25 protein-coding genes are annotated in these 27,000 nt (G+C 67.9%); 14 read left to right on the top strand and 11 right to left on the bottom strand.

Going from position 1 to position 27,000, the window contains the following annotated elements; all coding sequences use genetic code 11:
* Positions 1-55 precede the first annotated feature (55 nt).
* From BCEP18194_RS35150 to BCEP18194_RS35110, 9 genes are all read left to right on the top strand, one after another.
* Complete coding sequence (locus BCEP18194_RS35150) at positions 56-1,114, top strand: porin (protein ID WP_011356074.1); 1,059 nt, start codon at positions 56-58, stop codon at positions 1,112-1,114.
* 37 nt (positions 1,115-1,151) lie between these two features.
* The gene (locus tag BCEP18194_RS35145; RefSeq protein WP_011356073.1) at positions 1,152-1,541 is read left to right on the top strand and encodes a BON domain-containing protein; all 390 of its coding nucleotides are present in this window, start codon (positions 1,152-1,154) and stop codon (positions 1,539-1,541) included.
* 46 nt (positions 1,542-1,587) lie between these two features.
* Positions 1,588-2,937, top strand: coding sequence for a serine hydrolase domain-containing protein (locus BCEP18194_RS35140; protein WP_011356072.1), 1,350 nt, complete (start codon positions 1,588-1,590; stop codon positions 2,935-2,937).
* A 423-nt stretch (positions 2,938-3,360) separates the two neighbouring features.
* The gene (locus BCEP18194_RS35135) at positions 3,361-4,488 is read left to right on the top strand and encodes a porin (RefSeq protein WP_157687505.1); all 1,128 of its coding nucleotides are present in this window, start codon (positions 3,361-3,363) and stop codon (positions 4,486-4,488) included.
* A 39-nt stretch (positions 4,489-4,527) separates the two neighbouring features.
* Entirely contained in the window at positions 4,528-4,740 is a 213-nt protein-coding gene (locus BCEP18194_RS35130; protein WP_011356070.1) for a DUF3311 domain-containing protein, read from the top strand.
* Positions 4,737-6,215 (top strand): sodium:solute symporter family protein, encoded by a 1,479-nt coding sequence (locus BCEP18194_RS35125; RefSeq protein ID WP_011356069.1) that lies wholly within the window; start codon positions 4,737-4,739, stop codon positions 6,213-6,215. The genes BCEP18194_RS35130 and BCEP18194_RS35125 overlap by 4 nt, the downstream gene beginning before the upstream one ends.
* A 48-nt stretch (positions 6,216-6,263) precedes the next feature.
* Complete coding sequence (locus tag BCEP18194_RS35120; protein ID WP_011356068.1) at positions 6,264-7,736, top strand: amidohydrolase family protein; 1,473 nt, start codon at positions 6,264-6,266, stop codon at positions 7,734-7,736.
* 83 nt (positions 7,737-7,819) lie between these two features.
* A complete protein-coding gene (locus tag BCEP18194_RS35115) occupies positions 7,820-8,284 on the top strand; it encodes an Ivy family C-type lysozyme inhibitor (protein ID WP_011356067.1) in 465 nt (154 codons plus the stop codon).
* 66 nt (positions 8,285-8,350) lie between these two features.
* A complete protein-coding gene (locus BCEP18194_RS35110; RefSeq protein WP_244273013.1) occupies positions 8,351-9,001 on the top strand; it encodes a GNAT family N-acetyltransferase in 651 nt (216 codons plus the stop codon).
* A 58-nt stretch (positions 9,002-9,059) separates the two neighbouring features.
* On the opposite strand, the gene BCEP18194_RS35105 is transcribed toward BCEP18194_RS35110, so the two are convergent.
* Both BCEP18194_RS35105 and BCEP18194_RS35100 read right to left on the bottom strand, forming a co-directional pair.
* On the bottom strand, positions 9,060-10,145 hold the full coding sequence (locus BCEP18194_RS35105) for a DUF1176 domain-containing protein (protein WP_011356065.1): 1,086 nt from the start codon (positions 10,143-10,145) through the stop codon (positions 9,060-9,062).
* Between the two features lie 165 nt (positions 10,146-10,310).
* A complete protein-coding gene (locus BCEP18194_RS35100) occupies positions 10,311-10,832 on the bottom strand; it encodes a GNAT family N-acetyltransferase (RefSeq protein WP_011356064.1) in 522 nt (173 codons plus the stop codon).
* Positions 10,833-11,035: 203 nt separating this feature from the next.
* Here BCEP18194_RS35100 and BCEP18194_RS35095 point away from each other — a divergent pair, with 203 nt between their 5' ends.
* The gene (locus tag BCEP18194_RS35095; protein ID WP_011356063.1) at positions 11,036-11,419 is read left to right on the top strand and encodes a hypothetical protein; all 384 of its coding nucleotides are present in this window, start codon (positions 11,036-11,038) and stop codon (positions 11,417-11,419) included.
* A gap of 78 nt (positions 11,420-11,497) precedes the next feature.
* Here the strand turns inward: BCEP18194_RS35095 and BCEP18194_RS35090 are convergent, their stop codons facing one another.
* The 3 genes from BCEP18194_RS35090 to BCEP18194_RS35080 all read right to left on the bottom strand — a co-directional run bounded on the left by BCEP18194_RS35090 (position 11,498) and on the right by BCEP18194_RS35080 (position 14,705).
* Complete coding sequence (locus BCEP18194_RS35090) at positions 11,498-12,268, bottom strand: ABC transporter substrate-binding protein (protein WP_011356062.1); 771 nt, start codon at positions 12,266-12,268, stop codon at positions 11,498-11,500.
* Positions 12,269-12,402: 134 nt separating this feature from the next.
* A complete protein-coding gene (locus BCEP18194_RS35085; RefSeq protein WP_011356061.1) occupies positions 12,403-13,632 on the bottom strand; it encodes a cyanate transporter in 1,230 nt (409 codons plus the stop codon).
* Positions 13,633-13,847: 215 nt separating this feature from the next.
* Positions 13,848-14,705, bottom strand: coding sequence for a helix-turn-helix transcriptional regulator (locus BCEP18194_RS35080; protein WP_011356060.1), 858 nt, complete (start codon positions 14,703-14,705; stop codon positions 13,848-13,850).
* A 95-nt stretch (positions 14,706-14,800) separates the two neighbouring features.
* Here BCEP18194_RS35080 and BCEP18194_RS35075 point away from each other — a divergent pair, with 95 nt between their 5' ends.
* Entirely contained in the window at positions 14,801-15,694 is an 894-nt protein-coding gene (locus tag BCEP18194_RS35075) for an SDR family oxidoreductase (RefSeq protein WP_011356059.1), read from the top strand.
* A gap of 59 nt (positions 15,695-15,753) precedes the next feature.
* Here the strand turns inward: BCEP18194_RS35075 and BCEP18194_RS35070 are convergent, their stop codons facing one another.
* The 5 genes from BCEP18194_RS35070 to BCEP18194_RS35050 form a co-directional block, all read right to left on the bottom strand.
* On the bottom strand, positions 15,754-16,743 hold the full coding sequence (locus BCEP18194_RS35070; protein ID WP_011356058.1) for a zinc-dependent alcohol dehydrogenase family protein: 990 nt from the start codon (positions 16,741-16,743) through the stop codon (positions 15,754-15,756).
* Between the two features lie 123 nt (positions 16,744-16,866).
* A complete protein-coding gene (locus tag BCEP18194_RS35065) occupies positions 16,867-17,769 on the bottom strand; it encodes a LysR family transcriptional regulator (protein WP_011356057.1) in 903 nt (300 codons plus the stop codon).
* Positions 17,770-17,860: 91 nt separating this feature from the next.
* Positions 17,861-19,240, bottom strand: coding sequence for an FAD-containing oxidoreductase (locus BCEP18194_RS35060; protein ID WP_011356056.1), 1,380 nt, complete (start codon positions 19,238-19,240; stop codon positions 17,861-17,863).
* A 208-nt stretch (positions 19,241-19,448) separates the two neighbouring features.
* Positions 19,449-20,027 (bottom strand): hypothetical protein, encoded by a 579-nt coding sequence (locus BCEP18194_RS35055; protein ID WP_011356055.1) that lies wholly within the window; start codon positions 20,025-20,027, stop codon positions 19,449-19,451.
* A gap of 49 nt (positions 20,028-20,076) precedes the next feature.
* The gene (locus tag BCEP18194_RS35050) at positions 20,077-20,541 is read right to left on the bottom strand and encodes a GNAT family N-acetyltransferase (protein WP_041493374.1); all 465 of its coding nucleotides are present in this window, start codon (positions 20,539-20,541) and stop codon (positions 20,077-20,079) included.
* Positions 20,542-20,692: 151 nt separating this feature from the next.
* On the opposite strand from BCEP18194_RS35050, the gene BCEP18194_RS35045 reads away from it, so the two are divergent.
* A complete protein-coding gene (locus tag BCEP18194_RS35045) occupies positions 20,693-21,331 on the top strand; it encodes a LysE family translocator (RefSeq protein ID WP_011356053.1) in 639 nt (212 codons plus the stop codon).
* Positions 21,332-21,418: 87 nt separating this feature from the next.
* Here the strand turns inward: BCEP18194_RS35045 and BCEP18194_RS35040 are convergent, their stop codons facing one another.
* A complete protein-coding gene (locus BCEP18194_RS35040) occupies positions 21,419-22,630 on the bottom strand; it encodes a hypothetical protein (RefSeq protein WP_011356052.1) in 1,212 nt (403 codons plus the stop codon).
* Between the two features lie 531 nt (positions 22,631-23,161).
* On the opposite strand from BCEP18194_RS35040, the gene BCEP18194_RS35035 reads away from it, so the two are divergent.
* Complete coding sequence (locus BCEP18194_RS35035) at positions 23,162-23,941, top strand: DUF3348 domain-containing protein (RefSeq protein WP_011356051.1); 780 nt, start codon at positions 23,162-23,164, stop codon at positions 23,939-23,941.
* Between the two features lie 10 nt (positions 23,942-23,951).
* Complete coding sequence (locus BCEP18194_RS35030) at positions 23,952-26,999, top strand: DUF802 domain-containing protein (RefSeq protein WP_011356050.1); 3,048 nt, start codon at positions 23,952-23,954, stop codon at positions 26,997-26,999.
* The last annotated feature ends 1 nt before the right edge of the window (position 27,000 follow it).

Genomic DNA, 27,000 nt, shown 5'->3' with positions numbered 1-27,000 from the left:
TTTCGACGGGAAGCAGTACCACGATACGCCGCGCGACGACGCGGCAGGAGGAGACATGAAGAAGATGATCGCGGCGGCGCTGATCGGCGCGCTGTGGGGGAGCGCGCACGCGCAGTCGAGCGTGACGCTGTTCGGCCGGATCGGCGGCGGCGTGCGCTGGGTCAACGGCCTGCCGGGCGGCAGCCAGGTCGGCTACAACAACAACATCATCGCGGGCAACGAGTTCGGCATTCGCGGCAGGGAGGATCTCGGCGGCGGGCTGAAGGCGCTGTTCGTGCTCGACGGCGCGTTCAACAGCGGTACCGGTGCGCTCAAAACGTCGGGTACGCTGTTTTCGCAGGCCGCGTACGTCGGCCTGGCCGGCGATTTCGGCCGCCTGACGCTCGGCCGCCAGTTCAACGCCGCGGAGGATCTCGGCATCGCGCTCGATCCGCTCGGCGGGCGCGGGCAATCGCTCGCGGTCGAGCCGGGCGTGCAATTCGACGGCAACTTCTTCACGCTCGACTCGCGTTTCAACAACACGATCAAGTATCTCGGGCAGGTGGGCGGCCTGCGGTTCGGCGCGAACTATTCGCCCGGCGGCGTCGCCGGCAGCTCGCATGCAGGCACCAGCTATTCGACGGCCGCGATGTACACGTATTCGGACCTGATGGGCGGCGTGTCGTATGCGAAGACGTATAGCCCGGACGGCTCGCAGTCGGCGCAGACGATCCAGGCGGGCGGCACGCTGCAGCTCGGCCGTACGCGCTTCTACGTGAGCTACGCGTCGCTGAACGTGAGCGCGAACAAGGCCGGCGCGCCGTCGCGGCGCGATGACATTCCGTCGTTCGGCGTGGTTGTGCAGCCGCTGCCGTCGGTGCAGTTGAGCGCGGCCGCGTTCTACGACCGCGCGCGCAATCTCGGCAACGTGTCGGGCGCGGACGGTCACAAGCTGACGACCTACGCGATCGCCGAATACTTCCTGTCGAAACGCACGGAGCTGTATGTCGAGGTCGACCGTAACGGGATGACCGGGGCGTACATGCGCGACCCGGCAACGATCGCGGCGCTGAACCTGCGGCGCGGGGCGAGCGCGACGACCGGGGTGTCGATCGGGCTGATGACGCAGTTCTGAGTGCCTTTCAACGATTTTTCAGGAGTGTGATTCGATCATGCGTACTTCATCCCGACTGACTGTGGCGTTGCTGACGGCGGCATGCTGGACCGTCACCGCCCACGGACAACCCGATGCCGCGAGCGCGGCGATCCCGGCATCGGCGGAGGCGGCCGTACAGGCGTCGGCACCGGTGCCGGCCGACCTGTCTCCGGCACAACGCAAGGCGGCCGACCGCAAGCTGAAACGCCGCGTCAGCACGGCGCTCGCGCGCACGAAGAACCTCAACGTCACGCGCATCCTCGTGCGGGTGCGCGACGGCAGCGTGACGCTCAGCGGCTCGGTCACGGATACGAACCAGGTGACGCTCGCGGCGGCGGTTGCGCGGCGCGTCGACGGGGTTGCGTCGGTGTCGAACCTGTTGCGCATCGACGGCCAGCAGCCGTGATGGCCGGACACAAGGTCGTTTTCTTTCCACTACGAGACATGATTCGATGCGAATTCCTCGACGCTTTACCGCCGCCCGGCGCATTCGCCGGTTGTCCGGCGCCTTCGTTCTGGCCGGTGGGCTCGCACTCGCCGCGATCGCACACGCGGTGCCCGCTGCACCCGCTGCAACCGACACCGTCATGCCGGGCATGATGCACGGCTTCCCGCCGCCGGCCGACCAGGTCGTCAACAAGGCGAACGCATTCACGCCGGCGCGCCTGCGCTGGGCGTTGGGCAATACGCGGCTGCTCGCGCCGACGGCCGGCATCCGGCATGCGACCACGCCGATGCTGTTGCCCGAGCAGCCGGCATCCGGTCTCGACACGCTGCCCGTGACGATCGGCGGCGAGACGCTGACGCTCGACGCCTACCTGCGCGCGACGCATACGGACGGCTTCATCGTCGTGCAGCGCGGCCGGATCGTCTACGAGCGATACTTCGACGGCTTCCGGCCCGACCAGCCGCACGCATGGGCGTCGATGACGAAATCGGTGACGGGCCTGCTGGCCGCACAGATGATCGAATCCGGCGTGCTCGACGCGGGCGCGCCGCTTGCGCGCACGGTGCCGGAACTCGCCGACACGCCGTTCGGCGGTGCGACGCTGCAGCAGAACCTGGACATGGAGGTGCCGACCGCGTACGCGCCGGGCATCCCGCCCGATCTCGGCCTGTTCGGCGCGGTCGGGCTGGTGCCCCACCGTGAAGGCGCGCCGGCCAGCATCGCCGACTTCCTGCTGACCGTGCAGCGTGTGCCGGACGTGGCGCCCGGCGGCACGTGGTTCTACCAGAACGGTTCGCCGGAAGCCGTCGCGTGGGCGATGCAGCGCGCGACGGGGCAGCCGTGGAGCGCGCTGGTCGAGCGGTGGCTGTGGCGCGATTTCGCGGAAGACGATGCGTACGTCGTCGTCGACCGCAATGCGATGGCGATGGCGAGCGGCGGGCTGTACACGACGCTGCGCGATGCCGCGCGCTTCGCCGAGCGCGTGCGCACGGGGCTCGGCGGGGCACGCGGCGCGCTGCCCGCCGCGACGATTCGTGCGGCGCTGCAGCCCGCGCACAACGCGGCGCTGTTCGCGAAGGGCAACGTGATTGCGGGCAAGGACGGCTATGCGTATCGCGACTACTGGTACCAGGTGAACGACGGCGACGGCTCGTTCGCGGCGGCGGGGCGGTTCGGCCAGTCGATCCTCGTCGATCCGACGCATGCGCTGACGATCGTCAAGTTCTCGTCGTCGCCGGACTTCGCGCCGCGCTCGCTCGATGCGCACGGCGCATCCACACGGCCGCGCGCGGCGCTCGAACGCGGCGATGCGTTGAGCGCGGTGGCGCGCGCGGTCGACGACCGGCTGCGGTAGCACGCCGCGACAGCGATGTGCCCGGCGAGAGGGGCGGCGTTGCGTCGCCGCTCCTCGATCGCGTCGGCGATCGGGCCGAAGTCGCACTGCGATAGCGCGATGCACGGGCTATCCGGGAAAACCGCATAGGCGCATCACGCGTCGCCGTTTCGTCAGCTTGCTTACGCGAGCCATTCACGTCTGAGCAAAGCGTGCCGCGTCCAGCGGACCTGCGCGCTTTCGTTTCTCTTGCAGGGGCGCATCGTCCCCGCTCATCTCCCCGCCATTCGTTTTCCAACTGCCGCCCAGTTGAACATTTCATTTCTTGATGTGATTGCGGCTGGATACCATCCAGCGACTGTCTATACAACCTGATCGGGCGTATGGGCAGGATCAAAAAAACACAACACATCGATGAACAGGTTTGGAGAGGAGAAGACGGAGATGGTGCGAATGAAGGGTGGGAAGGCGGGCGCCGCAGGCGTGGGCGTAGCCGTTGCAATGCTGTTTGCCGGCGCCGCGCACGCGCAGTCGACGGTGACGCTGTACGGGATCGTCGACGCGGGCGTGACCTACACGAACAACGCGAAGGGTCATGCATTGTGGCAATTCACGGGCGGCAACGAATCGGGCCCGCGCTTTGGCTTGATCGGCACCGAGGATCTCGGCGGCGGCCTGAAGGCGAACTTCCGCCTCGAGAACGGCTTCAACGTCGCGAACGGCGCGCTCGGGCAGGGCGGCCGGATGTTCGGGCGTTCGGCGTGGGTCGGCCTGAGCGGCGCGAACTGGGGCGCGGTGACGCTCGGCCGCCAGTACAACTCGACGCAGGACATCCTCGGCTCGTTGCAGATGAGCAGCTTCCTCGCGCAGTACTCGACGCACCCGTTCGACAACGACGACATCAACAACACGTTCCGCACCAACAACGCGGTGAAGTACGTGTCGCCGACGATCGCGGGCCTGCAGGCGAACCTCGTGTATGGCTTCTCGAACTCGACCGGCTTCGCGAACGACAACAGCTGGAGCGCGGGCGTCACGTATGTGAACGGGCCGCTCAACGCCGGCGCCGCGTATGCGCGCGTGAACCATCCGGCGGTCAGCGCGAGCGGCGCCGTTGCTTCGGATAACTACTATCCGGCGTCGGAATCGGTGTTCGGTGCGAGCCTCGGGAACGCGATCCGCCAGCAGATCTGGGGCGCGGGCGGCAGCTACGCGATCGGGCCGGCGACGCTCGGCCTGTTGTACACGGGCTCGAACTTCGGGCAGGCGACGGGCGGCGCGCTGCGCTTTAACAACTACGAAGGCAGCCTGCGCTACATGATCACGCCGGCGCTGATGGCGGCGGCCGGCTACACCTATACGCAGGTCGCGCGCGCCAGCGACACCGGCCACTACCACCAGGTATCGGCCGGCATGCAGTACCTGCTGTCCAAGCGCACCGACGTGTACGTGAACGGCTTCTACCAGAAGGCGTCATCGGGTGTCGGGCAGGCGTGGATCGACGGCACGGACAGCGCGTCGTCGACGACGTCGCAGGTGGCGGTGGTGGTCGGCATCCGCCAGAAGTTCTGATGTTCTGACGCACACGCGCGTCTTCCGGAGGAGGCACTCATGAAACTCAAACTGTTGCTGGCGGCGTTGCCGTTCGTCGGGATGTATGCGGGTGGCTCGCTCGCCGAGGTGCGGCCGCTGCTGTTCGGGCTGCCGTTCCTGCTCGTCTGGAACCTGGTCTGGATGGCGGCCACCGCCGCGATCCTCGCGATCCTGTTCCATCTCGACGAGCGCGACGCGGCCCGCGCCGGCCGCCCGGGAGACGCGCGATGAACGCTTCGATCATCATCATCGCGGCGTTCGCCGTGTTCGCGCTCGCCATCGGCGTGATGGCGCGCCGCGGCCGCAAGCTCACGCTCGAGCAGTGGGCGGTCGGCGGGCGCGGCTTCGGCTCGCTGCTGACGTTCCTGCTGATGGCCGGCGAGGCGTTCTCGACGTTCTCGTTCCTCGGCGCGAGCGGCTGGACCTACAGCAAGGGCGTGCCCGCGTTCTACATCCTGTCGTACGGCTGCCTCGCGTTCGTGATCGGCTACTGGATGTTGCCGGCGATCTGGCGTTACGCGAAGGAGCGCGGGCTCGTGTCGTTCGCCGACTACTTCGCGGCGAAGTACGACAGCCGCGCGATCGGCGTGCTGGTGTCGATCGTCGCGGTGTTCGCGATGGTGTCGCTGCTGATGATCCAGTTGCGCGGGCTCGGCGTGATCGTGTCGGAGATGTCGTACGGGCTGATTCCGCAGGCGGCCGCGATCTGGATCGCCGCGACGCTGATGGCCGTGTACATGGTCGTATCGGGCATCCACGGCTCGGCGAGCATCGCGATCTTCAAGGACGTGCTGATCCTCGCGATCGCGATCTTTCTCGGCCTGTATCTGCCGATGCACTACTACGGCGGCCTCGGCGAGATGTTCGCCAGGATCGACGCCGCGCATCCCGAACTGCTGCGCATGCCCGAGCACGGCTTCAACCTGAGCTGGTACAACTCGACGATCCTGCTCACGTCGCTCGGCTACTACCTGTATCCGCACGGCTTTACCGCGATCTACGTCGCGAAGGACGAGCGCGCGCTGCGCCGCAACGTGATCCTGATGCCGCTGTACCAGGTGCTGATCGCGTTCCTGTTCCTCGTCGGCTTCGCGGCCGTGATGACCGTGCACGGGCTCGAAGGCGCGCAGACCGATCTCGCGCTGCTGCGACTCGTGAAGCAGACCTTCCCCGCATGGTTCGTCGGCATTGTCGGCGGCACGGGCCTGTTGACCGCGCTGGTGCCGGGCTCGCTGATCATGCTGAACGCATCGACGACGATCGCGCGCAATATCTACCGCGAAGGCTTCGCGCCGAACGCGACCGACCGCGAGGTGACGCGCGTCGCGCGGATCGCGCTGCCGATCTTCACGCTGGTGGTCGTCTACTTCGTGCTGCGCGGCGGTGCGACGTTCGTCACGCTCGCGATCTTCTCGTCGAGCCTGCTCACGCAGCTCGTGCCGATGCTCGCATCGAGCTTCCTGAAGCGGCCGTTCGGCACGCGTGAAGGCGCGTTCGCGGGCATCGTCGCCGGCGCGATCGTGATCGCGATGACGAACTACTATGGCGTGACGCTCGCGTCGCTGTTCCCGGGCGCGTCGAATACGGTGACGTCGATCAACCCCGGGCTCGTCGCGCTCGCGGTGAATGCCGTGGTGTTCATCGTGATCAGCGCGGTGCAGCGCAAGCTGAAGGCGCGGATCGCGGCGCCGGTCGGTTCGGCGTGACGGCTGGACGGCAATGAAATCAATCGAACGACAACAGGACACTGTGCGATGACTACCGAGGACAAGCGAGCGGACAACCGCGAAGCGATCGACACATTGATCGCGAACGGCTGCGTGATCACGATGGACCCGCAGCGGCGCGTGATCGAGCACGGCGCGGTTGCCGTGAAGGGCGATCGTATCGTCGCCGTGGGCAGCACCGATGAATTGCAGGCGCGCTACCGCGCCGCGCGCACGATCGACGCACGCCGCAAGGCCGTGCTGCCGGGGCTGATCGATGCACATGCGCATGCCGGCCACGCGATGCTGCGCACGATCGGCGGCGCGGACGGCGACGCATGGTCGGCCGCAGCCGAGACGATCTACACGCGTGCGTCCGACGAGGCGTTCTGGGAGGCCGAGTCGCACCTTGCCGCGCTCGAACGGCTGAAGGCCGGCGTGACGACGGGCGTGTCGCTGCTCGGCGGCGGCAACTCGATCATGCGCGTCGACGATCCGGTCTATGCACGGCGCCATTGCGATGCGGTCGTGCGCACCGGTACGCGCTCGATCGTCGCGGTCGGCCCGTCGCGTCCGCCCGCGCCGCGTGCTTATACGCGCCACACGCCGGACGGCAACGACACGCGCGACATCGATTTCGACACGATGTATGAAGTGTGCGAGCGCATCATCGACGAATGCCACGGCGATGCCGATGGCCGGATCCGCATCGCGCTCACGCTGCCCGTGTACGGGCCCGAGCATGATCCCGAACTCGCACAGTACGAGCACGAATTCCGCGACCAGGCCGCGCGCTACGGCGCGCTGGCGCGCGAGCGCGGGCTGACGTTCACGCAGGACGGCCACCGCGCGGGCACGCTCGCGTTCGCGCATCGCGAGCTCGGCTTGCTCGGCCCGACGTCGTTCATGTCGCACAGCATCGACCTGACCGACGACGACATCGCAGCGTGCGTCGAGACCGGCACCGCGATCGTCCACAACCCGAGCGCGATCATGTCGATCATCGGGCGCTGCCCGGTGCCCGAGCTGATCGATGCGGGCGTAACGGTGGCGATCGCATCGGACGGCGCGGCGCCCGATCGCGGCTACGACATGTTCCGCCACATGTGGCAGTGCATGCACTACCACCGCCGTCATTTCCGCGATCCGGACGTGCTGCCGCACGGCAAGGTGCTGGAGATGGTGACGATCGACGCGGCGAAGGCGCTGTCGGTCGATCACGAGGTCGGTTCGCTGGAAGCCGGCAAGCTCGCCGACATCATCCTCGTCGACCTGTTCCGGCCGCACATGATGCCGATGAACATGCCCGTCTATCGCGTGACGTGCTTCGCGAATGCTGCGGACGTGTGCATGACGATGGTCGGCGGAAGGGTGCTGATGGAGGATCGGCGCGTGTTGTCGGTCGATGAAGGCGCGGTGCTCGAGCGGGTGAACGAAGTCGCGGAACTCACGATCGAGCGCAGCGGGTTACGTCATTTGCTCGACGAACCGAAGACGCTGTGGGGGCGGAGCCGCTATTGATTGACAAAAGTTGACACGACGGGCAGAACTCCTTGCGGTGGTGCGGCACTAACGAATCCCCCCATCGCCAGGAGTAGCGTTAAATGAAATTCAGGATTCCTCTCGCCGCTGTCGCGCTGATCCTCGCCCAGGCCGCATCGGCCGCAGGCCCCGCGCCGACGAAAGCCTGGGCGATGAGCGCCATCCCCGGCGATCGCGCGGCGAGCGACGCGTTCGCCGCCATGAAGAAAGGTCACACGGTGCCGGCATGGGTGACGAGCGGCACTGAATCTCCGGGAACCACGGTCGTGTTCGGCGGGCACGACGTCTACGTGATGACGGCCTGCAAGCCGCACAACTGCGGCTCGGAGCGCATCGCGGTGCTGTACGACCCGCAGAAGAAGGTGATGTACGGTGTGCTGTCCGTCGCGGGTCCGAAGGACGGCACCGAGAAGCTGACCTGGCTCAATATCGGCGGCGGCAGCGAATCGATCGACGGACGGACGATCTTGTATGCGGCACTGACGGGTAGCCTCGAGAACCACCCGGACGCGTTCAATTACAAGTGACGCCGGCCGATTGACGGCCAGTCATGCACCAATCGCCGTCGCTGCACGAACGGGCCGGCCGAGGCAATGGCGCGGCGGCGGGTCGACGAGGTCGGCCCGTTCGTTCGACAACGCCGCCCGGATCGTCGACAATGCGCCGGTCGGCCGCCCCCAGCGTGGCGGCACTCCCCGGGAGCATGCCCGATGAATGAAATCGCCATCCGGTCGGCCGGTCTCGACGATGTACAGGCGGTCGCCGAATTTCACGTCAAATCATGGCGGCATACCTATCGGAATCTGGCGCCGCCGCACGCGTATGCGACCCTCGACGTGCCCTATCGCCGCAAGATGTGGACGGCCAAGCTGTCCGCCAACGATGGCACGCTGATCGTGCTCGTGGCAGAGCTGGCCGGCAGGATAGTCGGCATGGGCGCCGCAGGCGAATCATCGAAACCCGAATACGGTGGCCGTGGCGCGATCAGGTCGCTGTATGTCGATTCCGATTTCAAGCGTCACGGTATCGGCCGCACGTTGCTTTCTCGGCTCGCGCTTCATTTGACGAGCGCGCAGTATCGGGGCGCCGCGTTGAGCGTCGTCAGGGAAAACGCGCCCGCGATCGCATTCTATGAAGCGCTGAACGGGCGGCAGGTCGGCGAGTACGTCGATCCGGGGGCGGTCTGGCCGTCGCACAATCTCGTCTTTGCGTGGGACGACCTGGCGAGCCTCGTCATTCGCTGAGGTTCGATGGCGGAAAAGCGAGCGCATCGAGCCGCCAACACCGAACGAGATCGCTGCCTTACTTCTTTCGCGACCGATAGAGTGTGGGCCAGTCGCCCGGTGCCGTACCGCCGCACGTCTCCTGCTGCGACGCGGCCGAAATCTGAAATGCCCGGCCGTCCCAGATCCATTCGGCCTGAAAACCGCAGTCGGCCAGACCGCGCCCCTTGGCAAAAGTCGACAGGGTGCCGGTAGCCGGGTCAAAGTGTGGTTCGACCAGCGAGGGATCCATCACGCCTCCCACAGGGCCCCCCAGCTTGATCGGCTGCGGTGCGCCGCCACCGGTGCGTGGCGCGATGAACACGTCCGACGATCCCTGGTAGGCACCCGCGATGCAGGGAAGAAAGACCAGCGCATTCCGTGAGTCGAGCGCATAGGCGGCTTCTTCGAGATGCGCCGACGCATTCTCTTCGCAGCTGCTGGCGTCCTGGATACGTTTCGTGCGCGCGATCAGGCGCGCTTCCTCCTGATCGGACAACTGCGCAGCGATCTTCCGTGCCGGTACGACCGGTAGTGAAGGTGCGGGCGTCACTTGTGAGGCGGGCGCGAGGCCCTTGCGGATCAACGCGCTAACACCGCCGATGCGCCCCTGCCGGTCATCGATGCGCAACAGGGCGGCGGCCAGGCCGTCGAGGGGAACATAAGCGTTCGTATCCGAACCGACCTCGAGCCTGGCGCCGTTGCGAAGCCGGGATACGAAGGCTGCCACGGCTGCCGGCCGCTTTGTCGACAACGTCGCGATATCGTTGGTGGAGTCGAGGTTCACGCTCCAGGCCGACGCGTCCAACCGCAGCGGCTTTCCATCTACACGCAAATCATCGAGATCGATACTGGCATGAGTGACGACCTGCAGCCGCGCTTCGAGCGAGCCGTCCGGCCCGGCGGCCCGAATGAAGCGCAGGTCCGCACTGGCTTCACCACCGCTCGCGAAACCCTTCGCTTCGCAGGTCAGGCCGTTGTCGCACGCGACCCACCACGACTTGTAGGTGTCGTAGCTGGCCGCGCTGGTCTCCTGGGGAGGCGTTGCCTTGGCGACAAGCGGGACGGCTATGCCGGCGAAAAGCGCAATGAGCGCCGCGTTTAGCGCAATGGCACGCGTTTTCATGGATGTCCACGGAATTGAGGATGACGTGCATCGTAATGCGCGTGATGCCACGGGAACGAAAGGGCCCGGTGTCGCGTCGGTTCGAAATCAGGTCAAGCGACTCACGATCAGGACAATCCGATCGGCCGCGGCGTGTCGATTGCTCCGGCGTTTCCATCCACGGCATCAACGACGGTAGATGAACTCCAGGTCGGTCGCTTCACCGACCTTGAAATCGTACGTGCCGACGCGCTTGAAACCTGCTTTCTCGTAGAAGGCGATGGCCTTCGCGTTGCCGGACCACACGCCGAGCCACACCGGGCCGGGGCGCTCCGTGGCCAGATAGTCCAGTGCGGAATCGAACAACGCACGCCCGGCGCCGGTCCCTTGCGTCCCGCGCCGAAGGTAGATCTGATGGATCTCCCCGGAACCGTCGGCAACGTCCGGGTGCGGGAGCTTGCACGGCCCCGCTTGCGCATATCCCACCAACTGGCCGTCATCGCTTTCGGCGACCCACGTGCGGCACTGGGGATCGTTGAGCTGGCCCGTGATCGCTTCTACCGAGTAGGTCTTGGTCTCGTACGCAGCCAGATCGTGCGGCGGGTAGTCGATATTGAATCCGTCATGCAGAAAGGTTTCGCGAAACGTGTCGCGCTTCAATTCGGCAAGCGGGATGGCATCGGACGGCGTAGCAACGCGGATCAACATGGAGGATGGCTGGGTTCGTGGGTCGGGCAGACAGTTTATCCCGGCTGACGGGAGGCTTGCGAGCGCCGGGCCGACCTGCGTGCGAGCCGTGCCAGGGGCGTGTGTGCCCGAATCTGATCGACCGCAAGGCAATCGTGCCGATGCCGGTGGTTGACCGCCGACGGACATGCTAGGATTTCCGACAAACAACTTCGGAGACTGCCATGCCGTTCATCTGCGAAAACGTTGCATGCCGCGCCGTGCTGGCTCGCGGGCAGGTCAGACCCCATCAAGAGGACTCAGGATGGTGCTTCTACTGCCCGGACTGCAAAACGAGGAATGAGTTGATGTATGTCGACGTGGCCGGTGGCGCCGTCGAGCTGGTTCAGCCGGAGCGCGCCAGCCCTCCGCACAAGGTTGTTGCAACGGCCCGGCCGCTGCAGGATGGCAAATACGCAGCACAGTTGAGCGTTCAGCGGGCGCTCGCCGTGAGGGGAACGTATGCGGCCGAAGAACACTGGGATGAGCTCGGTGTGTTCGGCGACGCGCAAGAGGCCGTCGCGCATGCGAATTCTTTCGCAACGGACCTGTTGCAGCGAGCGGCATAGTCGACATTATTCGGTGAGCGAAGAAGAGGCGTCGCGCATTCATGCGTGACGCCTCTTTGCGTTATCCGTTCCCGCCCGTCAGTTATAGATATCGAACGAGAAATACTTCTTCGAGATCCGCTGGTAAGTCCCGTCCTGGATCAGGCTCGCCAGCGCCTGGTTGATCTGCGTGCGCAGCGCGTCGTCATCCTTGCGCACGCCGATCGCCGAACCCACGCCGAGCGTCTTCGGGTCATGCAGCGGCGGCCCCGCGAATTCGAAGTTCGCCCCCTTCGCGGTTTTCAGGAACCCGAGGTCGGCCTGCACCGACGATTGCAGCGACGCGTCGAGCCGCCCCGACAGCAGGTCCTGGTAGACGAGATCCTGCGTCTGGTACGTGCGGACGATCACACCCTTCGGCTCCCAGTACGTGCGCGCATACGTCTCCTGCGTCGAACCCTGCTCGACGCCGACGCTCTTGCCCTGCAGCGATTCGGGCGTCGGCTGCAGGTTCGAGCCGCGCCGTGCGACGAGCCGGGGCGGCACGTTGTTGATCTTGTCGGTGAACGCGATCTGCGCGAGGCGCTTCTCGGTCACGCTCATCGACGACAGCACGCCGTCGAACTTGCGTGCCTTCAGCGCCGGGATCATCCCGTCGAACGCGTTCTCGACCCACACGCAACGCACCTTCATCCGTTCGCAGATCGCATTGCCGAGATCGATGTCGAAGCCGACGAGCTTGCCGTCGGGCGCGAGCGATTCGAATGGCGCATAGCTGGGGTCGACGCCGAGGCGCAGGACCGCCGGGTCTTTCGCGGCGGCGGCGCCGGCCGTCAGCGCGAGCGCAACGGCCAGGACGAGCTTTTTCATGTCTGTCTCCAATACCGATTGATGTAGTTTGTTTTGAAGCGAACCAGCGGCCGATGGGCGTGACTGCCCGCGCCCGGCCATGCGCGGGCGGCTGGACGAGTGCCGAAGGCGCTCGCCCGGATTCGAAGGGAAAGTTATCGAGCGGCGCCGGTGATGCGCGCCATGCTGTGCCGGTAGCCGGCGGGCGAGAACGCGGCATTCAGCGCGGCCATTGCGGCGATCACGCCGAGATGCATCCACCACGCGATCGCGAAGCCGCCGCCCGCGTCGCGCAGCCAGCCGATCAGCCAGGGGCTCGCCGCGACCGTCAGGAAGCCGATGCCCTGCACGAACGCGGCGAGCGCGCCTGCGAGCCGTGCATCGGGCAGGTGGTCGAGCGTGACGATCAGGCTCATCGAGAAGAAGCCGCCGAGACCGAGGCCGACGCTCGCGACCCAGAACCACGGTGCGACCGCGGGCAGCGTCGCGAACCCGATGAAGCCGGCTGCCTGCAGCGCGAGCGTGAGCCACAGCACGGCGCGGCGGTCGGGCGAGCGTTTTGCAAGCATCGGCATCGCGAGTGCGCCGGTCGCCTGGAACAGCGCCATCCACGCGAGCAGGTTGCCGCTTGCTTGCGGACTCATGCCGATGCTGCGGTAGAACGCGGGCAGCCATGCGACGAGGCTGGCGTAGCCGCTGTTGCTGAGCCCGAAGAACAGCGCAAGCTGCCACGCGCGTGGAATGCGGGCGAACGCGGTGATCGGGGCCGATACGGCCGTCGCGTGCACCGTGTCGCGCGGCGCCTTCGCACGCCACAGCGCGAGGGTGACGAGCGCGGGCACGGCCCACACGGCGAGCGAGAGATGCCAGCCGCCATGCGCGGCGAGCCACGGGCTCGCGACCGCGCCGAATGCGCCGCCGCCGACCAGCGCAGCCGAGTAGAGGCCCATCGCGAGCGGCAGCCGGTCGACGAACCAGCGTTTCGCGAGGCCGGGCACGAGCGCCTGGATCACGGCGACGCCGGCGCCCGCGACGATCGCGGTCGCGATCAGGCCCGCGCTGCCGCCGGTCCACAGGCGCGCCGTGCAGCCTGCCGCGATCAGTGCCAGCGCGACCGTCAGCGCACGCTGTTCGCCAAAGCGTCGCGCGAGCCCGACTCCGACTCCGGCGACGACCCCCATCAGCACGAACGGCAGCGTGGTCAGCAGCGCGGCCGCACGAAAGCCGAGGCCCGTGTCGGCGCGCACGACGTCGAGCACGGGGCCGAACGCGGTCAGGAACGGTCGCAGGTTGAGGCCGGCCAGCACCAGCAGCGCGAGCGCGCCATAGGACACGGAAGCCGCATGCGGGCGGTGGACGGCTTGCGCGGTGCCGGGGTCGGACATCGGGATGCTCCAGGGAGGGGGCCGGGGGCCCGGTGATGCGATGCCGAAAGGGTAAGCGCGCGCTACGCCAGGTGAAAATTAAATATTCGACTGGGAATCAGTGCGGAATGCGATGGGTTCACCCGGGGCGATGGGGCCGGATGGGCGCAGCTGGCGGGGTGGGCGATACGGTGCGACGGCGCTTTTGCCTGACGAGTCAGGCGAAACGGGCGCCGTCATGCGACGGGCATCCGCTCGGCCAGCGCTTGCTTGCGTGCGGCCACCAGCGTCCGGACGAGCGCGCGATCGGCTGCCGTTTCCGGCGTAAAGATCACGAGCGTCTGGTCGGGCCGGCCGCTCACCGCGAACGCCGAGTATTCGAGCGCGATTCGCCCGACGGCAGGATGGTGGAGCTCCTTGGTCCCTTCCTCGTGCGAGCGGATATCGTGGTCGCGCCACAGCGCGTCGAACTCGGCGCTCGTCGCGCGCATCTCGTCGACGAACGCCTGCACGGCCTGCGTCGCGCCGCCGCGTGCGACGTCGGCGCGAAACGCGCCCACCGCGAACCGCGCGACGCGCTCCCAGTTCGCCTGCACGCCGCGCACATGCGGATCGACGAAGATGAGCCGCAGGATGTTGCGCCGTTCCGGCGACAGCGTCGTGTAGTCGGTCAGCGTCGCGGCCGCCGCATCGTTCCACGCGACGACGTCCCACGTCGCCGAGCGCACGATCGCGGGGCTCGCGTCGAGCGAATCGAGCACGTGCTGCACGCGCGGCGACACATGGTCGGCAGCGTGATAGCGCACTTCCGGCAGGTGGCCGACGCCGATCAGGAACAGGTGTTCGCGCTCGGCGTCGTTCAGCAGCAGCGCGCGGGCGAGCCGGTCGAGCACGTCGGCCGACGGCGCACCGCCGCGCCCCTGTTCGAGCCACGTGTACCACGCGGCGCTCACGTGCGCGCGCTGCGCGACCTCCTCGCGCCGCAGGCCAGGCGTGCGGCGGCGCGTGGCCGGCAGCCCGAGCGCGGCCGGGTCGAGTTTCTCGCGGCGGTCCCGCAGGTACGCGCCGAGCAGGTTGTCGGGGGCGTCAGCCATATCCTGTTAATTCGTTTACCGGTAAACCGTCACGACTTCACCGCGAGCGGCCGTCGACAGATAGTAAGCCTCCATGCCATCCGGAGGTGTTGAACATGCGTGTCTTTGTTACTGGAGCGTCGGGGTTCGTCGGCTCTGCCGTCGTGGCCGAACTCATTGCCGCTGGCCACGCGGTGCTCGGTCTCGCGCGGTCCGATGCGGCCGCAGCGTCGGTCGCGGCGGCGGGCGCCGACGTCCATCGCGGGTCGCTGGAGGATCTCGACAGCCTCACGCGCGGCGCCGAAGCCGCCGATGCGGTGATCCATACGGGATTCAATCACGACTTCTCGCGCTTCGCGCAGAACTGCGAGCTCGACCGTCATGCGATCGAGACGATCGGTGCGGTGCTCGCGGGCTCGGCGCGGCCGCTGGTCGTCACGTCGGGCCTCGCGCTCGTCGCACCCGGGCGCGCGGCGACGGAAGACGATCCGCACGTGCCGGTGTCGTCGACTTACCCGCGTGCGTCCGAAGCGACCGCGGTCGCGCTCGAAGCGCGCGGCGTGCACGCATCGGTCGTGCGCCTGCCGCCGTCGGTACACGGCGACGGCGATCACGGCTTCGTGCCGCGCCTGATTGCATTCGCGAGGGAGAAGGGGGCATCGGCCTATCTCGGCGATGGCGGCAACCGCTGGCCGGGCGTGCACCGGCTCGACGCGGCGCGCGTCTATCGGCTCGCGATCGAACGCGGCGCGGCCGGCGCGCGCTATCACGCGGTCGACGATACGGGCGTGCGGTTCCGGGAAATCGCGGAGGTGATCGGCCGGCGGCTGAACGTGCCGGTCGTCGCGAAAACGGCGGCTGAAGCCGGCGAACACTTCGGCTGGTTCGCGATGTTCGCGGGGATGGATGCGCCGGCCACGAGCGAGCGCACGCGTGCGTTGCTCGACTGGGCGCCGACGCAGCCGGGGTTGCTGGCCGATATCGACCGGCCGCGGTATTTCGAAAGCTGAGCATGCGGCGCGCGGCGGGCGTGCCGTCGTTGTCGAACGGCACGCCCGCCTTGCTACGTTCAGACCGTGACGACGATCTTCCCGACCTGCGCACCGGCTTCCATGTACCGATGCGCTTCCGCAATGTCGTCGAACGCGAACGTGCGATCGATCAGCGGCTTCAGCGCACCGGCTGCGAGCCCGTCGACGATGAAGCGCTTCGCGCGTTCGAGCCGCTGCGCATCGCCGGTGATTTCGAACAGCTCGTAGCCGCGCAGCGTCAGGTGGCGCGCGAGCAGGTCCATCACGGGCACCGGGATGTCGCGCGTGTCGAGCGCGCCGTACTGGAAGTACGTGCCGTTCGTGGCCAGCGCGCGCAGCAGGTTCGCCGCATCCGGGCCGCCGACCGGATCGAACACGAGGCGCGCGCCGGTGCCGCCGGTGAGGTCCGCCACGTGCTGCGGCAGGTCGGCAGGGCTGCCGACGATCACGTGCTTCGCACCCGCGTCGAGCAGCGCCTGGCGTTTCGATTCGCCGCGCGTCAGCGCGATCGGCACCGCGCCGACGTGGTTCGCGATCTGGATCGCCGCTTGCCCGACGCTGCTCGACGCGGCGCCGATCAGCACCGCGTCGCCGCGCTGCAGCCCGCCGAGCTCGATCAGCGCGCCCCAGGCCGTGACGAACATCATCCACGTCGCGGCTGCTTCCTCGAACGACAGCCCTGCCGGATGCCGAACTACAGCATGCACGGGCACGTTGACGACCTCGCCGTACATTCCGTAGTCGGCGAACGAGAACGCCGGCACGACGCTCACCGCATCGCCTTCGGCGAACGCCGTCACGTTGGAGCCGCGCGCCGCGACGATGCCCGATGCCTCGTAGCCGAGCGCTGCAGGGAAATGCGGCATGAATGTGTATTCGCCGCTGCGGTACATGATTTCCGCGCGATTGAGGCCGATTGCCTTCACGCGCAGCTGGATTTCATCGGGGCCGGGCGCGGGCACGTCGACGGTGTCGATCTGCAGGACGTCGGGGCCGCCGACGCGGTGGAAACGAACGATGCGGGACATGGAGGGCTCCTTCAATGAACAGGTGTCGATGAAGGAGCACTGTAGGCGGGTACCCGCGCCGGATAAACGCGCGACCCGATCATTGATTGTTATTCGACGAATAACAATCGACGCACACCTGTTCTACGCCGGATAACGCCGCGCAAACAGCTCGGTCAGCCAGTCGATGAACGCGCGTACCTTGTCGGACAGATGGGCGCGGTTCGGGTACAGCACCGACACCGGCTTCGGCTCTGCCGGCACGCCGGGCAGCAGCTCGATCAGCTGGCCCGAATCGATGCTCGGCTGCAGCGCGGGCCGCAACCCATGCACGATGCCGAGGCCGGCCAGCCCGCAGGACAGCAGCGCTTCCGAGTTGTCCGTGAGCAGGCTGCTCGCGAGCTTCACGGAGACCGTTTCGCCGTGCGGGCGGAACGTCCATTCGAGCAGCTTGCGATTGCTGCCGGTAAAGAAGTTCACGGCGCGATGCGTGCGAAGGTCGTCGAGCGTGCGCGGCAAACCGTGGCGGGACACATAGGCGGGCGACGCGCACGTGACCATCGGCACCGCGCCGACCGTGCGCGCGACCATGCTCGAATCCTTCAGCTTGCCGACCCGCACGACGCAGTCGATGCCTTCGCCGATCAGGTCGGCCGGCTGGTCGCTCGCGCCGAGCACGAGCTCGATCTGCGGATAACGCTGCTGGAAATCGGGCAGCGCCGGAATCACGACCGTCTTCGCCAGCGCGAGCGCGATGTCGATGCGCAACCGGCCCTTCGGTATCGCGCGCTGCTTCGGGAATGACGCGAACGCGTCGTCGATGCTGCCGAGTAGCTGGACGCAGCGCGCATGAAACGCCTCGCCTTCGGCGGTCACGCTGACGCGCCGCGTGCTGCGGTTCAGCAACCGCACGCCGAGCTCCTGCTCGAGCTGCTGCACGGCTTTCGTCACGGCCGGCCGATGCAGCTGCAGCGCGTCGGCGGCCTGCGTGAAGTTGCCGCGCTCGACGATCTGTACGTAGATCTGCATCGCTTGCAGGCGGTCCATGGCTTTCCCGGGTGTCGTGGCGAGCGGCCATCTTCGCATACCGCTCGCCACCGATACGACACCCGCGCGTGACCGCCCGTCGGGCCGCGCGTCATTCGACCGGATGCAGATCCTGCAGCAGCGTCGGCACGAGCTCCGATACGGTCGGGTGGATGTGCATCGCGCGGCTGATCGTCGTGTACGGCGCGCCGGCGGCCATCACGTCGAGCATCCCGTGCACGACTTCGTCGCCCGTCACGCCGAGGATCGATGCGCCGAGGATCGCGTGGCTGTCCGCGTCGACGATCACCTTCATGAAACCCTGGCTCTCGCCTTTTTCCACCGCGCGGCCGACGCGCGTCATCGGGCGCGTGCCGACGAGCAGCCGGCGGCCCGTCTGCTTCGCTTCCGCGAACGTCATGCCGACGCGGCCGAGCGGCGGATCGATGTACAGCGCGTACGCCGCGATGCGATCGGACACCTTGCGCGGATCGCCGTCGAGCAGGTTGGCCGCGACGATCTCGAAGTCGTTGTACGCGGTGTGCGTGAACGCGCCGCGCCCGTTGCAGTCGCCGAGCGCCCAGATGCCGGGCACGTTTGTGCGCAACTGTTCGTCCACCTCGATATAGCCGCGCGCGTCAGTCGCGACACCCGCACGGTCGAGCCCGAGATCGTCGGTGTTCGGCACGCGTCCGACCGCGAGCAGCAGGTGCGAGCCTGCGACCTCGCGGCCGCCGCCCACGCAGTCGAGGCCGACCGCGATGCCGTCGCCGTTGCGCCGTGCGCTCAGGCAGGTCGCATCGAGTTGCACGTCGATTCCTTCCTTCTCGAGAATGTCGCGCACGGCTTGCGACACGTCCTCGTCCTCGCGCCGGATCAGGCGCGAACCCTTCTCGACGATCGTGACCTTCGACCCGAAGCGGCGATACATCTGGCCGAATTCGAGCCCGATGTAGCTGCCGCCGACGATCACGAGATGGTCGGGCAGGAAGTCGACGTCCATCATCGTCGAGTTGGTCAGGTACGGCACCGTGTCGAGGCCCGGCATGGCCGGCACCTGCGCGCGCCCGCCGACGTTGATGAAGATGCGTTCCGCTTCGAGCAGCGCGTCGCCCACGCGCACCGCATCGGCGCGCTCGAAGCGGGCGTGACCCTGAAACACGGTCGTGTTCGCGAGGCCGCGCACCCATTGCTCGACGCCCTGGTTCGAGCGGCCGGAGATCTGGTCCTTGCGCGCCTTCACGGCTTTCATGTCGACGGTGACAGGGCCGCCGACCGACACGCCGTATTCGCTGCCCCGCCGCGCGAGGTGCGCGGCGTACGCGCTCGCGATCAGTGTCTTGGTCGGGATGCAGCCGGTGTTCACGCAGGTGCCGCCGAAGCGGCCGCGTTCGATGATCGCGACTTTCATGCCGGCGGCGGACAGCCGCGCGGCGAGTGGCGGCCCGGCCTGCCCGGTGCCGATGACGATCGCGTCGAAGTGTTGCGTCATGACGTCCTCCTGTGCGGGTGCAGCGAGGGAACGCGTGCGGGCGAGCCGCGTGCGGGGCCGGCGCACGGTCGCGCGACGGCGAGCGCTTATGGTAGTCCTGTTGGCGTGTGCTCGCGAGTGCGGGAGAAGCGGGGGATGACTGGGTCCGGCCGCGCCCGCGCCGGCCGGCGTGCGACGCAACCGGTTGCAGCGCGTTGCCCCGGCCGCGTCAGTCCTTGCGTTGCCACTGACTGAACGACACCGGCCGGTGCGCGTCGGCGCGCGTGACGGTGACGTGGTCGGGCTGGTCGTCGAGCGGAAACGATTGGGTGACGATCCGGTTCGAAAACAGCCACCCGTGCGTGCGCGGGTCGTAGCGGAACGTCACGTAGTCGCTCCAGTGCTGCCCGCACGCAACGAAGTTCTGCACGGTGAAATAGCGGCCTTTTATCGCGAAGCCGTTGTCGGCGGCGTCTTCCGGATCGAACGGATCGCACTGGCCGCCTTCATTCGCGCGCAGCACGACGTGGTCGTTGCGCGCGACGAGCCGGAATGCGTGATCCGGTTGCTCCTCGAAGATCAGCAGCGGGCGCGGCGACGGCTGTTCGCGCGTATCGACCGCCCGATGCACGACGACGAGAAAGCTGTGCCGCCCGTTGTCGAGCTCCGGCCCGGCATGCGCGAGCAGCGGCTGGTAGCCGGGCGGCAACTGCGCGGCGATCGATTTCGGCAGGTCGCCGGCGCGGGCGTTGAACGAAAACGCGGCGAGCAGCGGGAGGAGCACGAAGGGCAGGCGGGAAACGCGCATCACGGGGTGTCCGGTCGAAATGAAGAAAGAGGTGCCGATGGCGTGGCGGTTACAGGTCCCGCCCGAGAAACTCGGTGCCCGGCACCGGATTGAACGCGACCGGCGGCGCGGGCGTGAAGCCGAGCGATGCATACAGTTTCCTGGCCGCGACGAACTCCGGCAGCACGTCGAGGCACATGCGCGCATAGCCGGCCGTTTTCGCGTCGTGCAGCAGCCGTTCGACGAGCTGGCGGCCGACGTTCAGCCCGCGCGCTTCGGGGCGCACGTAGACGCGCTTCATCTCGCACGTCGTGTCGTCGATCTCGCGAAACGCCGCGCAGCCCACCACGCGTTCGCCGTGCCAGGCGAGCAGCAGCAGCCCGCGCGGCGCCGCGTACTTGCCGGGAAGCGCGGCGATCTCGGGCTCGTAGTCCTGGAATTCGAGGCTGACGGTGGGGCTCGCGATGTACTCGCGGAAGATCGCCTCGACGACGCGGGCGTCGTCGGGATAGCGGGCGGCGCGGATCTCGATCATGGGGGGCGGCGCGAATGACGGGAAAGAGGGCCAGCATAGCAGCGCACGGCGGCTTTCGGCCATGTGCGAAGCGTGCCAGAATCAGCGCTTCGACCGTCGGAAACGACACGCAGGCGTCGGCGATTCGGCGTCGCTCACCAAGGAGACTTCGATGACTGCATCGGCTGCCGTACTCGCCATCCTGGCTGCGCTGTTTCTCGGCGCGATGATTCCGGGCCCGAGCTTCGTGCTGGTTGCCCGCAATTCGATCGGGCTGTCGCGCCGCGACGGGCTCGCCACCGCGCTCGGCATGGGCATCGGCGGCATCGTGTTCGGCGGCGTCGCGCTGGCCGGGCTCTACACGCTGCTGCAGGCGGTCGAATGGTTGTACGTGGGCCTCAAGCTGGCGGGCGGCGCGTACCTGATCTACATGGCGTCGAAGATCTGGCGCGGCGCTGACCGGCCGATCGCGATGGACGATCCGCAGGCGATGGCCGGCGGCAGCGCGCGCAAGTCGTTCTGGACGGGCCTCACGACCCAGCTCAGCAACCCGAAGACGGCAATCTGGTACGGCAGCATCTTCGCGGCGCTGCTCCCGCAGCATCCGCCGCTGTGGTGCTATCTGGCGCTGCCGCCGCTCGTGTTCGGCGTCGAGTTCGGATGGTACACGATCGTCGCGCTGTGCTTTTCCACGCGCCGGCCGCGCGAGCTTTACCTGCGCGCGAAGAAGTGGGTCGACCGCGTCGCCGCCGGTGCGATCACACTGCTCGGTCTTCGACTGATCCTGAATGCACCGAAAGCGGGCATCTGACCGCTTCCATTCCGTATCCACATCGCACGGCGGCCGGCCATTCCCGTGGCTGGCTGCCGGCGCGCACCGCGCGAACGCGCATCGGCATCACGCTTCGCTGAACCGTGCCAGCAGCGCCGCGAACCGCGTGTCGTCCGGAAATGCCTTCACTTCATAGCGCACCGGGCGATGCCCGGTGGCCGTCATCAGGTCGCCGCAGGTGCGCAGCAACTCGGTCATCGGCACGTAGGCCGACTGTCCGGTCGACTCACGATGGAGCGCGACGATATCCGTCTCGGGCAGCAGGGACGGCACCCCCTCGCTCCACACGCCGACGCTGAACAGGCTGCCGTCCTGGCGCTTGTACACCGAGTAGCTCGCCACGAAGATGTCGGTGCCGTCGCGCTCATGCACGTCGTTGAGCAGCATCCGCTGATCCTGGTAGTCGCCCGCGAGCTCGCCGATGCGCAGCGCATGCAGCTTCGCTTCGAGCCCTGCCGGCACGAAGCGCTGCCAGGCGGTGCCATCCCAGCGCAGCATCAGCGGCGGCAGCGCGCGCGGCTGCGCCTGCGCCTGTTCGGCGAGGTCGACCATGGCGGCGAGCCCGGCCGGATTGCGGTCGCCGGTGAGCAGCAGCACCGCGCGGTTCGGCGCCATCACGACCGGCGCGCCGGCGATCGGCTGCCGGTGGAGCAGGTCGGTCAGCAGCAGCCGTGCCGCGTCGTAGGAATCGTCGAATTGCGACAGGAATACCCCGTTCGGCAGCGCGGCCCACGGCGTCGACGATGCGGCCCGCAGGTTGTCGATCGCGATGGCGCAGGCTTCGTCGAACGAGACGCCCCATTGGTCGAGCGTCGAGGTCGGCAGGCGCGCGATGTTGAACTCGCCGTCGTACGCGATGCCGATCTCGATGTTCTCGCACAGCGGCCGGAACGCCAGCGCCAGTATGCCGGGCTGCCCGGCCAGTTGCAGTGCGGTCACGCAGCGTTCGGTCGCGCTGCGGATCACGGGGCGCAGCTTCGCGCGCGCGGCGGCGAAATCCGCCGGGATCTCGTGCTGCATCATCGCGTTCGCCTGCCGCTTCAGCACGGTGTCCCGCTCGGACGGCTTCGCGGCCGCATAGTCGCGAAACAGGTTGTTCAGGTTGATGATGTTCGACGGGACATCCGACTGGACGAGACAGCCCTTGTCGTCCTCGTGGCGCCAGGTGCGGGTGTCGCCCGATGCGCGCAGCGTGGCGATCAGGCGTTCGGCGAAGGCCTGCGGGGTCGGCGGTTTGCCGAAACGGTCGCGCAGGCGCGTGACGAGATTGGCAAGCATCGTGGGCGGTCGGGCCGGGCCCGTCTGTTGTCGTTGTGGGTCGGTGGCGCCCGCTCTCAGGGGCGTCACCCGCGGCCGGCACGCGTGGCTCGACGGGTGCTGCGATGGTAGCGCAACGCGGCAGGTATCGTCGGACGATATTCGCAACCGGCGGGCGACGTGGTTGAGGGCGAGGGCGAGGTCGAGTTCGAGGGCGAGGGCGAGGGCGAGGGCGAAGGCGAAGGCGAAGGCGAAGGCGAAGGCAAGGGCAAGGGCAAGGGCAAGGGCAAGGGCAAGGGCAAGGGCAAGGGCAAGGGCAAGGGCAAGGGCAAGGGCAAGGGCAAGGGCAACGGCAACGGCAACGGCAACGGCAACGGCAACGGCAACGGCGCGGCCGGACCGTCGCCGCAGCCACCCCCGGTCGCCCGCCAAGCCTTGCGCGGCGGGCGTTCGCGTGTGTCGCGCGCCGCGCCGAACGGCGCCGCTTCCCCGATTCTGGCGGCCGACCTCCCGGCGACGTGTAAACTGCTGCCTTTTTTGACGGTTTGCAGCATGGTGCAAGCACCTCCGCGCCCGGCGCTGAGCGGCCCGGCGCTCGTCCGGCTGCTCGCGCGCCTGGCCGATGCCGACGTCGCGGAATCCCGGCAGACGCTGTCCGACCGGCTGAGCCAGTGGCTCGGCTGGACCGACGCGATCACGCTGTCGTCCGCACTGAATGCGAGCCCGCCGGGCGTCGCGGCCGGCGTGCGCGGCTACGACGCGGAGCGCGACGGCGCGCGCGTGCGCCACGAGCTCGCGCAGGCGATCACGGCCACCAACCGGCCGCGAGCGCGGCGCCGGCCCGGCGATCCGCCGCCGCCGGCTGCCGACACGGCCGATTTCGCGGACTTCCGCCAGCGTTATCTGTCCCTGCAGCAGGACATGGAAACGGCGATCGGCCAGTTGCGCGGCCGCCTGCGGGTCGCGGTCGCCGCGCGCTCGTCCGGGATGGCGCGGCTCGCGACGCTCGACGCGATCATGGAGCGCGTGCTCGGCGCGCGCGAGCGCAGCCTGCTCTCGGCCATTCCCGCGCTGCTCGGCACGCGTTTCGGGCGGCTGCGCGACGCGGAGCGGCAGGCGCTGGCCGATGCCGAATCCGCGGCCGCAGCCGCAGCAACGGCCGACCCGGCCGATGACGGCGCGGTAGTGGCCGATGGCACGGCCGTCGCGGCGATCGTGCCCGGCGCATGGCTCGATACGTTTCGCGACGAGATGCAAAGCATCCTGCTTGCCGAACTCGAAGTCCGGTTTCAAACGGTAGACGGGCTGCTCGCGGCCCTTCGCACCAGCTAATCAACACGCTATGTCCAGAATTCGCCTTGATCTCGTTGTCTTCGTCGCCGGTCTGCTCGCTGTGGGCTGGATCGGCGTCGGCTATGTCGCGTCGAACCCGCTGGCGTCGGCCGTCACGCTGCTGATCGCCGCGTGCTACGTCGCCGGCGCATGGGAGCTGCTGCGCTACCGGCAGGCCACCGCAACGCTGTCGCGCGCGGTCGCCGGCCTGAGCGAGTCGCCCGCGAAGCTCGACACGTGGCTCGACACGCTGCATCCGGGCCTGCGTGGCGCCGTGCGCGCACGGGTCGAAGGCGCGCGCGTCGCGCTGCCGGGCCCGTCGCTCACGCCTTACCTCGTCGGCCTGCTCGTGCTGCTCGGCATGCTCGGCACGCTGCTCGGGATGGTCGTCACGCTGAAGGGCACCGGCGCCGCGCTCGAAAGCGCGACCGATCTCGACGCGATCCGCGCGTCGCTGATCGCGCCGGTGAAGGGCCTCGGTTTCGCGTTCGGCACGTCGATCGCCGGCGTCGCGACGTCCGCGATGCTCGGCCTGCTGTCCGCGCTCGTGCGCCGCGAGCGGATCGACGCGGCCCAGCAGCTCGACGCGAAGATCGCGACGACGTTGCGCGTGCATTCGTCCGCGCACCAGCGCGACGAATCGTTCCGGCTGCTGCAGCGCCAGGCCGACGTGATGCCGGCGCTGGTCGATCGTCTGCAGACGATGATGACGTCGCTCGAGGCGCGCAGCGTCGCGCTGCACGATCGCCAGATCGAAAGCCAGCAGGCGTTTTTCGACCGGACCGAGCGCGCGTATGCGGGCCTCGCGTCGAATGTCGGCGACGCGCTGAAGGAAAGCGCCGCCGAAAGCGCGCGCGTGGCGGGTGCCGCGCTGCAGCCGGTCGTCGCCGCGACGATGACGGGGCTCGCGCAGGAGATGGCCGCGCTGCGCGATACCGTGACGGGCGCCGTGCAGCGTCAGCTCGACGGGCTGACGGACGGTTTCGAGAAGACCACCGGCAACGTGACGGCCGTCTGGAACCGCGCGCTCGACGAACAGCGCCGCGCGGGCGACGCCGTCGCGCAGCAGCTGCAGACGACGCTCGGCCAGTTCACCGATACGTTCTCGCAGCGTTCGACGGACCTGCTCGACGGCGTGGCGACGCGCCTCGAATCGACCGAAAGCCGCCTGTCGGACGCATGGCGCGATGCGCTGTCGCGCCAGGAGCAGGTCGGCGAGACGCTGGCCGGCCAGCATGCGCGCGCGCTGGGCGACGCCGCCGCGACGTTCGAACGTCATTCCGGCGCGACGCTCGCCGCGATGCGAGAGTCGCACGCGGGGTTGCAGTCCGACCTGGCGGCGCGCGACGAACAGCGCGTCGCTGCGTGGAACGATTCGCTGGCCGCGATGGCCGCGAAGCTCGGCGACGAATGGCAGCGCGCAGGTGTGCACAGTGCCGGCCGTCAGCAGGAAATCTGCGACGCACTGGCGCAAACGACGCGCGATCTCACGGCACAGGCTTCGACGTTCGAACAACGCTCGAACGAGCTGCTGTCGACGATTCGCGATTCGCATACGGGCCTGCAGACGCAGCTTGCCGCACGCGATGAAGAACGCCTGTCGGCATGGAACGATTCGCTGGCCGCGATGGCCACGAAGCTCGGCGACGAATGGCAGCGCGCAGGCGTGCATAGTGCGGGCCGTCAGCAGGAAATCTGCGACGCACTCGCACAAACGACGCGCGATCTGACTACGCAGGCATCGACGTTCGAACAACGCTCGAACGAGTTGCTGTCGACGATTCGCGATTCGCATACGGGCCTGCAGACGCAACTGGCGGCGCGCGACGAAGAACGTCTCACCGCATGGAACGATTCACTGGCCGCAATGGCCACGAAGCTTGGTGACGAATGGCAGCGCGCAGGCGTGCACAGCGCGGGCCGTCAGCAGGAAATCTGCGACGCACTCGCCCAAACGACGCGCGACCTGACCACGCAGGCGTCGACCTTCGAACAACGCTCGAACGATCTGTTGTCGACGATTCGCGATTCGCATACGGGCCTGCAGACGCAGCTTGCCGCACGCGATGAAGAGCGCCTGTCGACATGGAACGATTCGCTGGCCGCGATGGCCACGAAGCTTGGTGACGAATGGCAGCGCGCAGGCGTGCACAGCGCAGGCCGTCAACAGGAAATCTGCGACGCACTCGCCCAAACGACGCGCGACCTGACCACGCAGGCATCGACCTTCGAACAACGCTCGAACGAGCTGCTGTCGACGATTCGCGATTCGCACGCCGGCCTGCAGACGCAACTGGCCGCGCGCGACGAACAGCGCCTGTCCGCATGGAACGACTCGCTCGCCGCGATGGCCGCCGCGCTGCGCGACGAATGGGCGCAGACGAGCGCGCAGGCCGCGACGCGTCAGCAGGACATCTGCGACACGCTGGCCCGCACCGCGAACGACATCACCGCGCAGGCGCAGGTGCATGCGAGCGACACGATCAACGAGATCGCGCGCCTCGTGCAGGCTGCATCGGAGGCGCCGAAGGCCGCGGCCGACGTCGTCGCCGAGCTGCGCCAGCGTTTGTCCGACAGCCTGGTGCACGACACTGCGATGCTCGAGGAACGCAGCCGCCTGCTCGCGACGCTCGAAACGCTGCTCGGTGCGGTCAACCACGCGTCGACCGAACAGCGCACCGCGATCGACGCGCTCGTCAGCACGTCGGCCGACCTGCTCGACCGCGTCGGCGCGCGCTTCAACGACACCGTCGATGCCGAAACGCGCAAGCTCGACTCGGTGGCCGCGCAAGTCACGGCGGGCGCTGTCGAAGTCGCGAGCCTCGGCGATGCGTTCGGGATGGCCGTGCAGGTATTCGGCGAGTCGAACGACAAGCTGCTGACCCATCTGCAACGCATCGAGGCCGCGCTCGAGAAGTCGCTCGCGCGCAGCGACGAGCAGCTCGAGTACTACGTCGCGCAGGCGCGCGAAGTGATCGACCTGAGCATGATGTCGCAGAAGCAGATCGTCGAAGACCTGCAGCAGCTCGCCGGCCGGCGGGCGAGCGTCGGAGCGTAAC

The organism is Burkholderia lata (assembly GCF_000012945.1).
GTDB lineage: Bacteria > Pseudomonadota > Gammaproteobacteria > Burkholderiales > Burkholderiaceae > Burkholderia > Burkholderia lata.
Note: the sequence above shows the minus strand (reverse complement) of the source record. Positions and strands in the feature narration are given on the sequence as shown.

What these genes read in the sequence shown, in the direction of transcription:
- BCEP18194_RS35150 (WP_011356074.1), top strand. Translation starts at nt 56, where the DNA reads ATGAAGAAGATGATCGCGGCGGCGCTGATCGGCGCGCTGTGGGGGAGC.
- BCEP18194_RS35145 (WP_011356073.1), top strand. Translation starts at nt 1,152, where the DNA reads ATGCGTACTTCATCCCGACTGACTGTGGCGTTGCTGACGGCGGCATGC.
- BCEP18194_RS35140 (WP_011356072.1), top strand. Translation starts at nt 1,588, where the DNA reads ATGCGAATTCCTCGACGCTTTACCGCCGCCCGGCGCATTCGCCGGTTG.
- BCEP18194_RS35135 (WP_157687505.1), top strand. Translation starts at nt 3,361, where the DNA reads ATGGTGCGAATGAAGGGTGGGAAGGCGGGCGCCGCAGGCGTGGGCGTA.
- BCEP18194_RS35130 (WP_011356070.1), top strand. Translation starts at nt 4,528, where the DNA reads ATGAAACTCAAACTGTTGCTGGCGGCGTTGCCGTTCGTCGGGATGTAT.
- BCEP18194_RS35125 (WP_011356069.1), top strand. Translation starts at nt 4,737, where the DNA reads ATGAACGCTTCGATCATCATCATCGCGGCGTTCGCCGTGTTCGCGCTC.
- BCEP18194_RS35120 (WP_011356068.1), top strand. Translation starts at nt 6,264, where the DNA reads ATGACTACCGAGGACAAGCGAGCGGACAACCGCGAAGCGATCGACACA.
- BCEP18194_RS35115 (WP_011356067.1), top strand. Translation starts at nt 7,820, where the DNA reads ATGAAATTCAGGATTCCTCTCGCCGCTGTCGCGCTGATCCTCGCCCAG.
- BCEP18194_RS35110 (WP_244273013.1), top strand. Translation starts at nt 8,351, where the DNA reads ATGGCGCGGCGGCGGGTCGACGAGGTCGGCCCGTTCGTTCGACAACGC.
- BCEP18194_RS35105 (WP_011356065.1), bottom strand. Translation starts at nt 10,145, where the DNA reads ATGAAAACGCGTGCCATTGCGCTAAACGCGGCGCTCATTGCGCTTTTC.
- BCEP18194_RS35100 (WP_011356064.1), bottom strand. Translation starts at nt 10,832, where the DNA reads ATGTTGATCCGCGTTGCTACGCCGTCCGATGCCATCCCGCTTGCCGAA.
- BCEP18194_RS35095 (WP_011356063.1), top strand. Translation starts at nt 11,036, where the DNA reads ATGCCGTTCATCTGCGAAAACGTTGCATGCCGCGCCGTGCTGGCTCGC.
- BCEP18194_RS35090 (WP_011356062.1), bottom strand. Translation starts at nt 12,268, where the DNA reads ATGAAAAAGCTCGTCCTGGCCGTTGCGCTCGCGCTGACGGCCGGCGCC.
- BCEP18194_RS35085 (WP_011356061.1), bottom strand. Translation starts at nt 13,632, where the DNA reads ATGTCCGACCCCGGCACCGCGCAAGCCGTCCACCGCCCGCATGCGGCT.
- BCEP18194_RS35080 (WP_011356060.1), bottom strand. Translation starts at nt 14,705, where the DNA reads ATGGCTGACGCCCCCGACAACCTGCTCGGCGCGTACCTGCGGGACCGC.
- BCEP18194_RS35075 (WP_011356059.1), top strand. Translation starts at nt 14,801, where the DNA reads ATGCGTGTCTTTGTTACTGGAGCGTCGGGGTTCGTCGGCTCTGCCGTC.
- BCEP18194_RS35070 (WP_011356058.1), bottom strand. Translation starts at nt 16,743, where the DNA reads ATGTCCCGCATCGTTCGTTTCCACCGCGTCGGCGGCCCCGACGTCCTG.
- BCEP18194_RS35065 (WP_011356057.1), bottom strand. Translation starts at nt 17,769, where the DNA reads ATGGACCGCCTGCAAGCGATGCAGATCTACGTACAGATCGTCGAGCGC.
- BCEP18194_RS35060 (WP_011356056.1), bottom strand. Translation starts at nt 19,240, where the DNA reads ATGACGCAACACTTCGACGCGATCGTCATCGGCACCGGGCAGGCCGGG.
- BCEP18194_RS35055 (WP_011356055.1), bottom strand. Translation starts at nt 20,027, where the DNA reads ATGCGCGTTTCCCGCCTGCCCTTCGTGCTCCTCCCGCTGCTCGCCGCG.
- BCEP18194_RS35050 (WP_041493374.1), bottom strand. Translation starts at nt 20,541, where the DNA reads ATGATCGAGATCCGCGCCGCCCGCTATCCCGACGACGCCCGCGTCGTC.
- BCEP18194_RS35045 (WP_011356053.1), top strand. Translation starts at nt 20,693, where the DNA reads ATGACTGCATCGGCTGCCGTACTCGCCATCCTGGCTGCGCTGTTTCTC.
- BCEP18194_RS35040 (WP_011356052.1), bottom strand. Translation starts at nt 22,630, where the DNA reads ATGCTTGCCAATCTCGTCACGCGCCTGCGCGACCGTTTCGGCAAACCG.
- BCEP18194_RS35035 (WP_011356051.1), top strand. Translation starts at nt 23,162, where the DNA reads ATGGTGCAAGCACCTCCGCGCCCGGCGCTGAGCGGCCCGGCGCTCGTC.
- BCEP18194_RS35030 (WP_011356050.1), top strand. Translation starts at nt 23,952, where the DNA reads ATGTCCAGAATTCGCCTTGATCTCGTTGTCTTCGTCGCCGGTCTGCTC.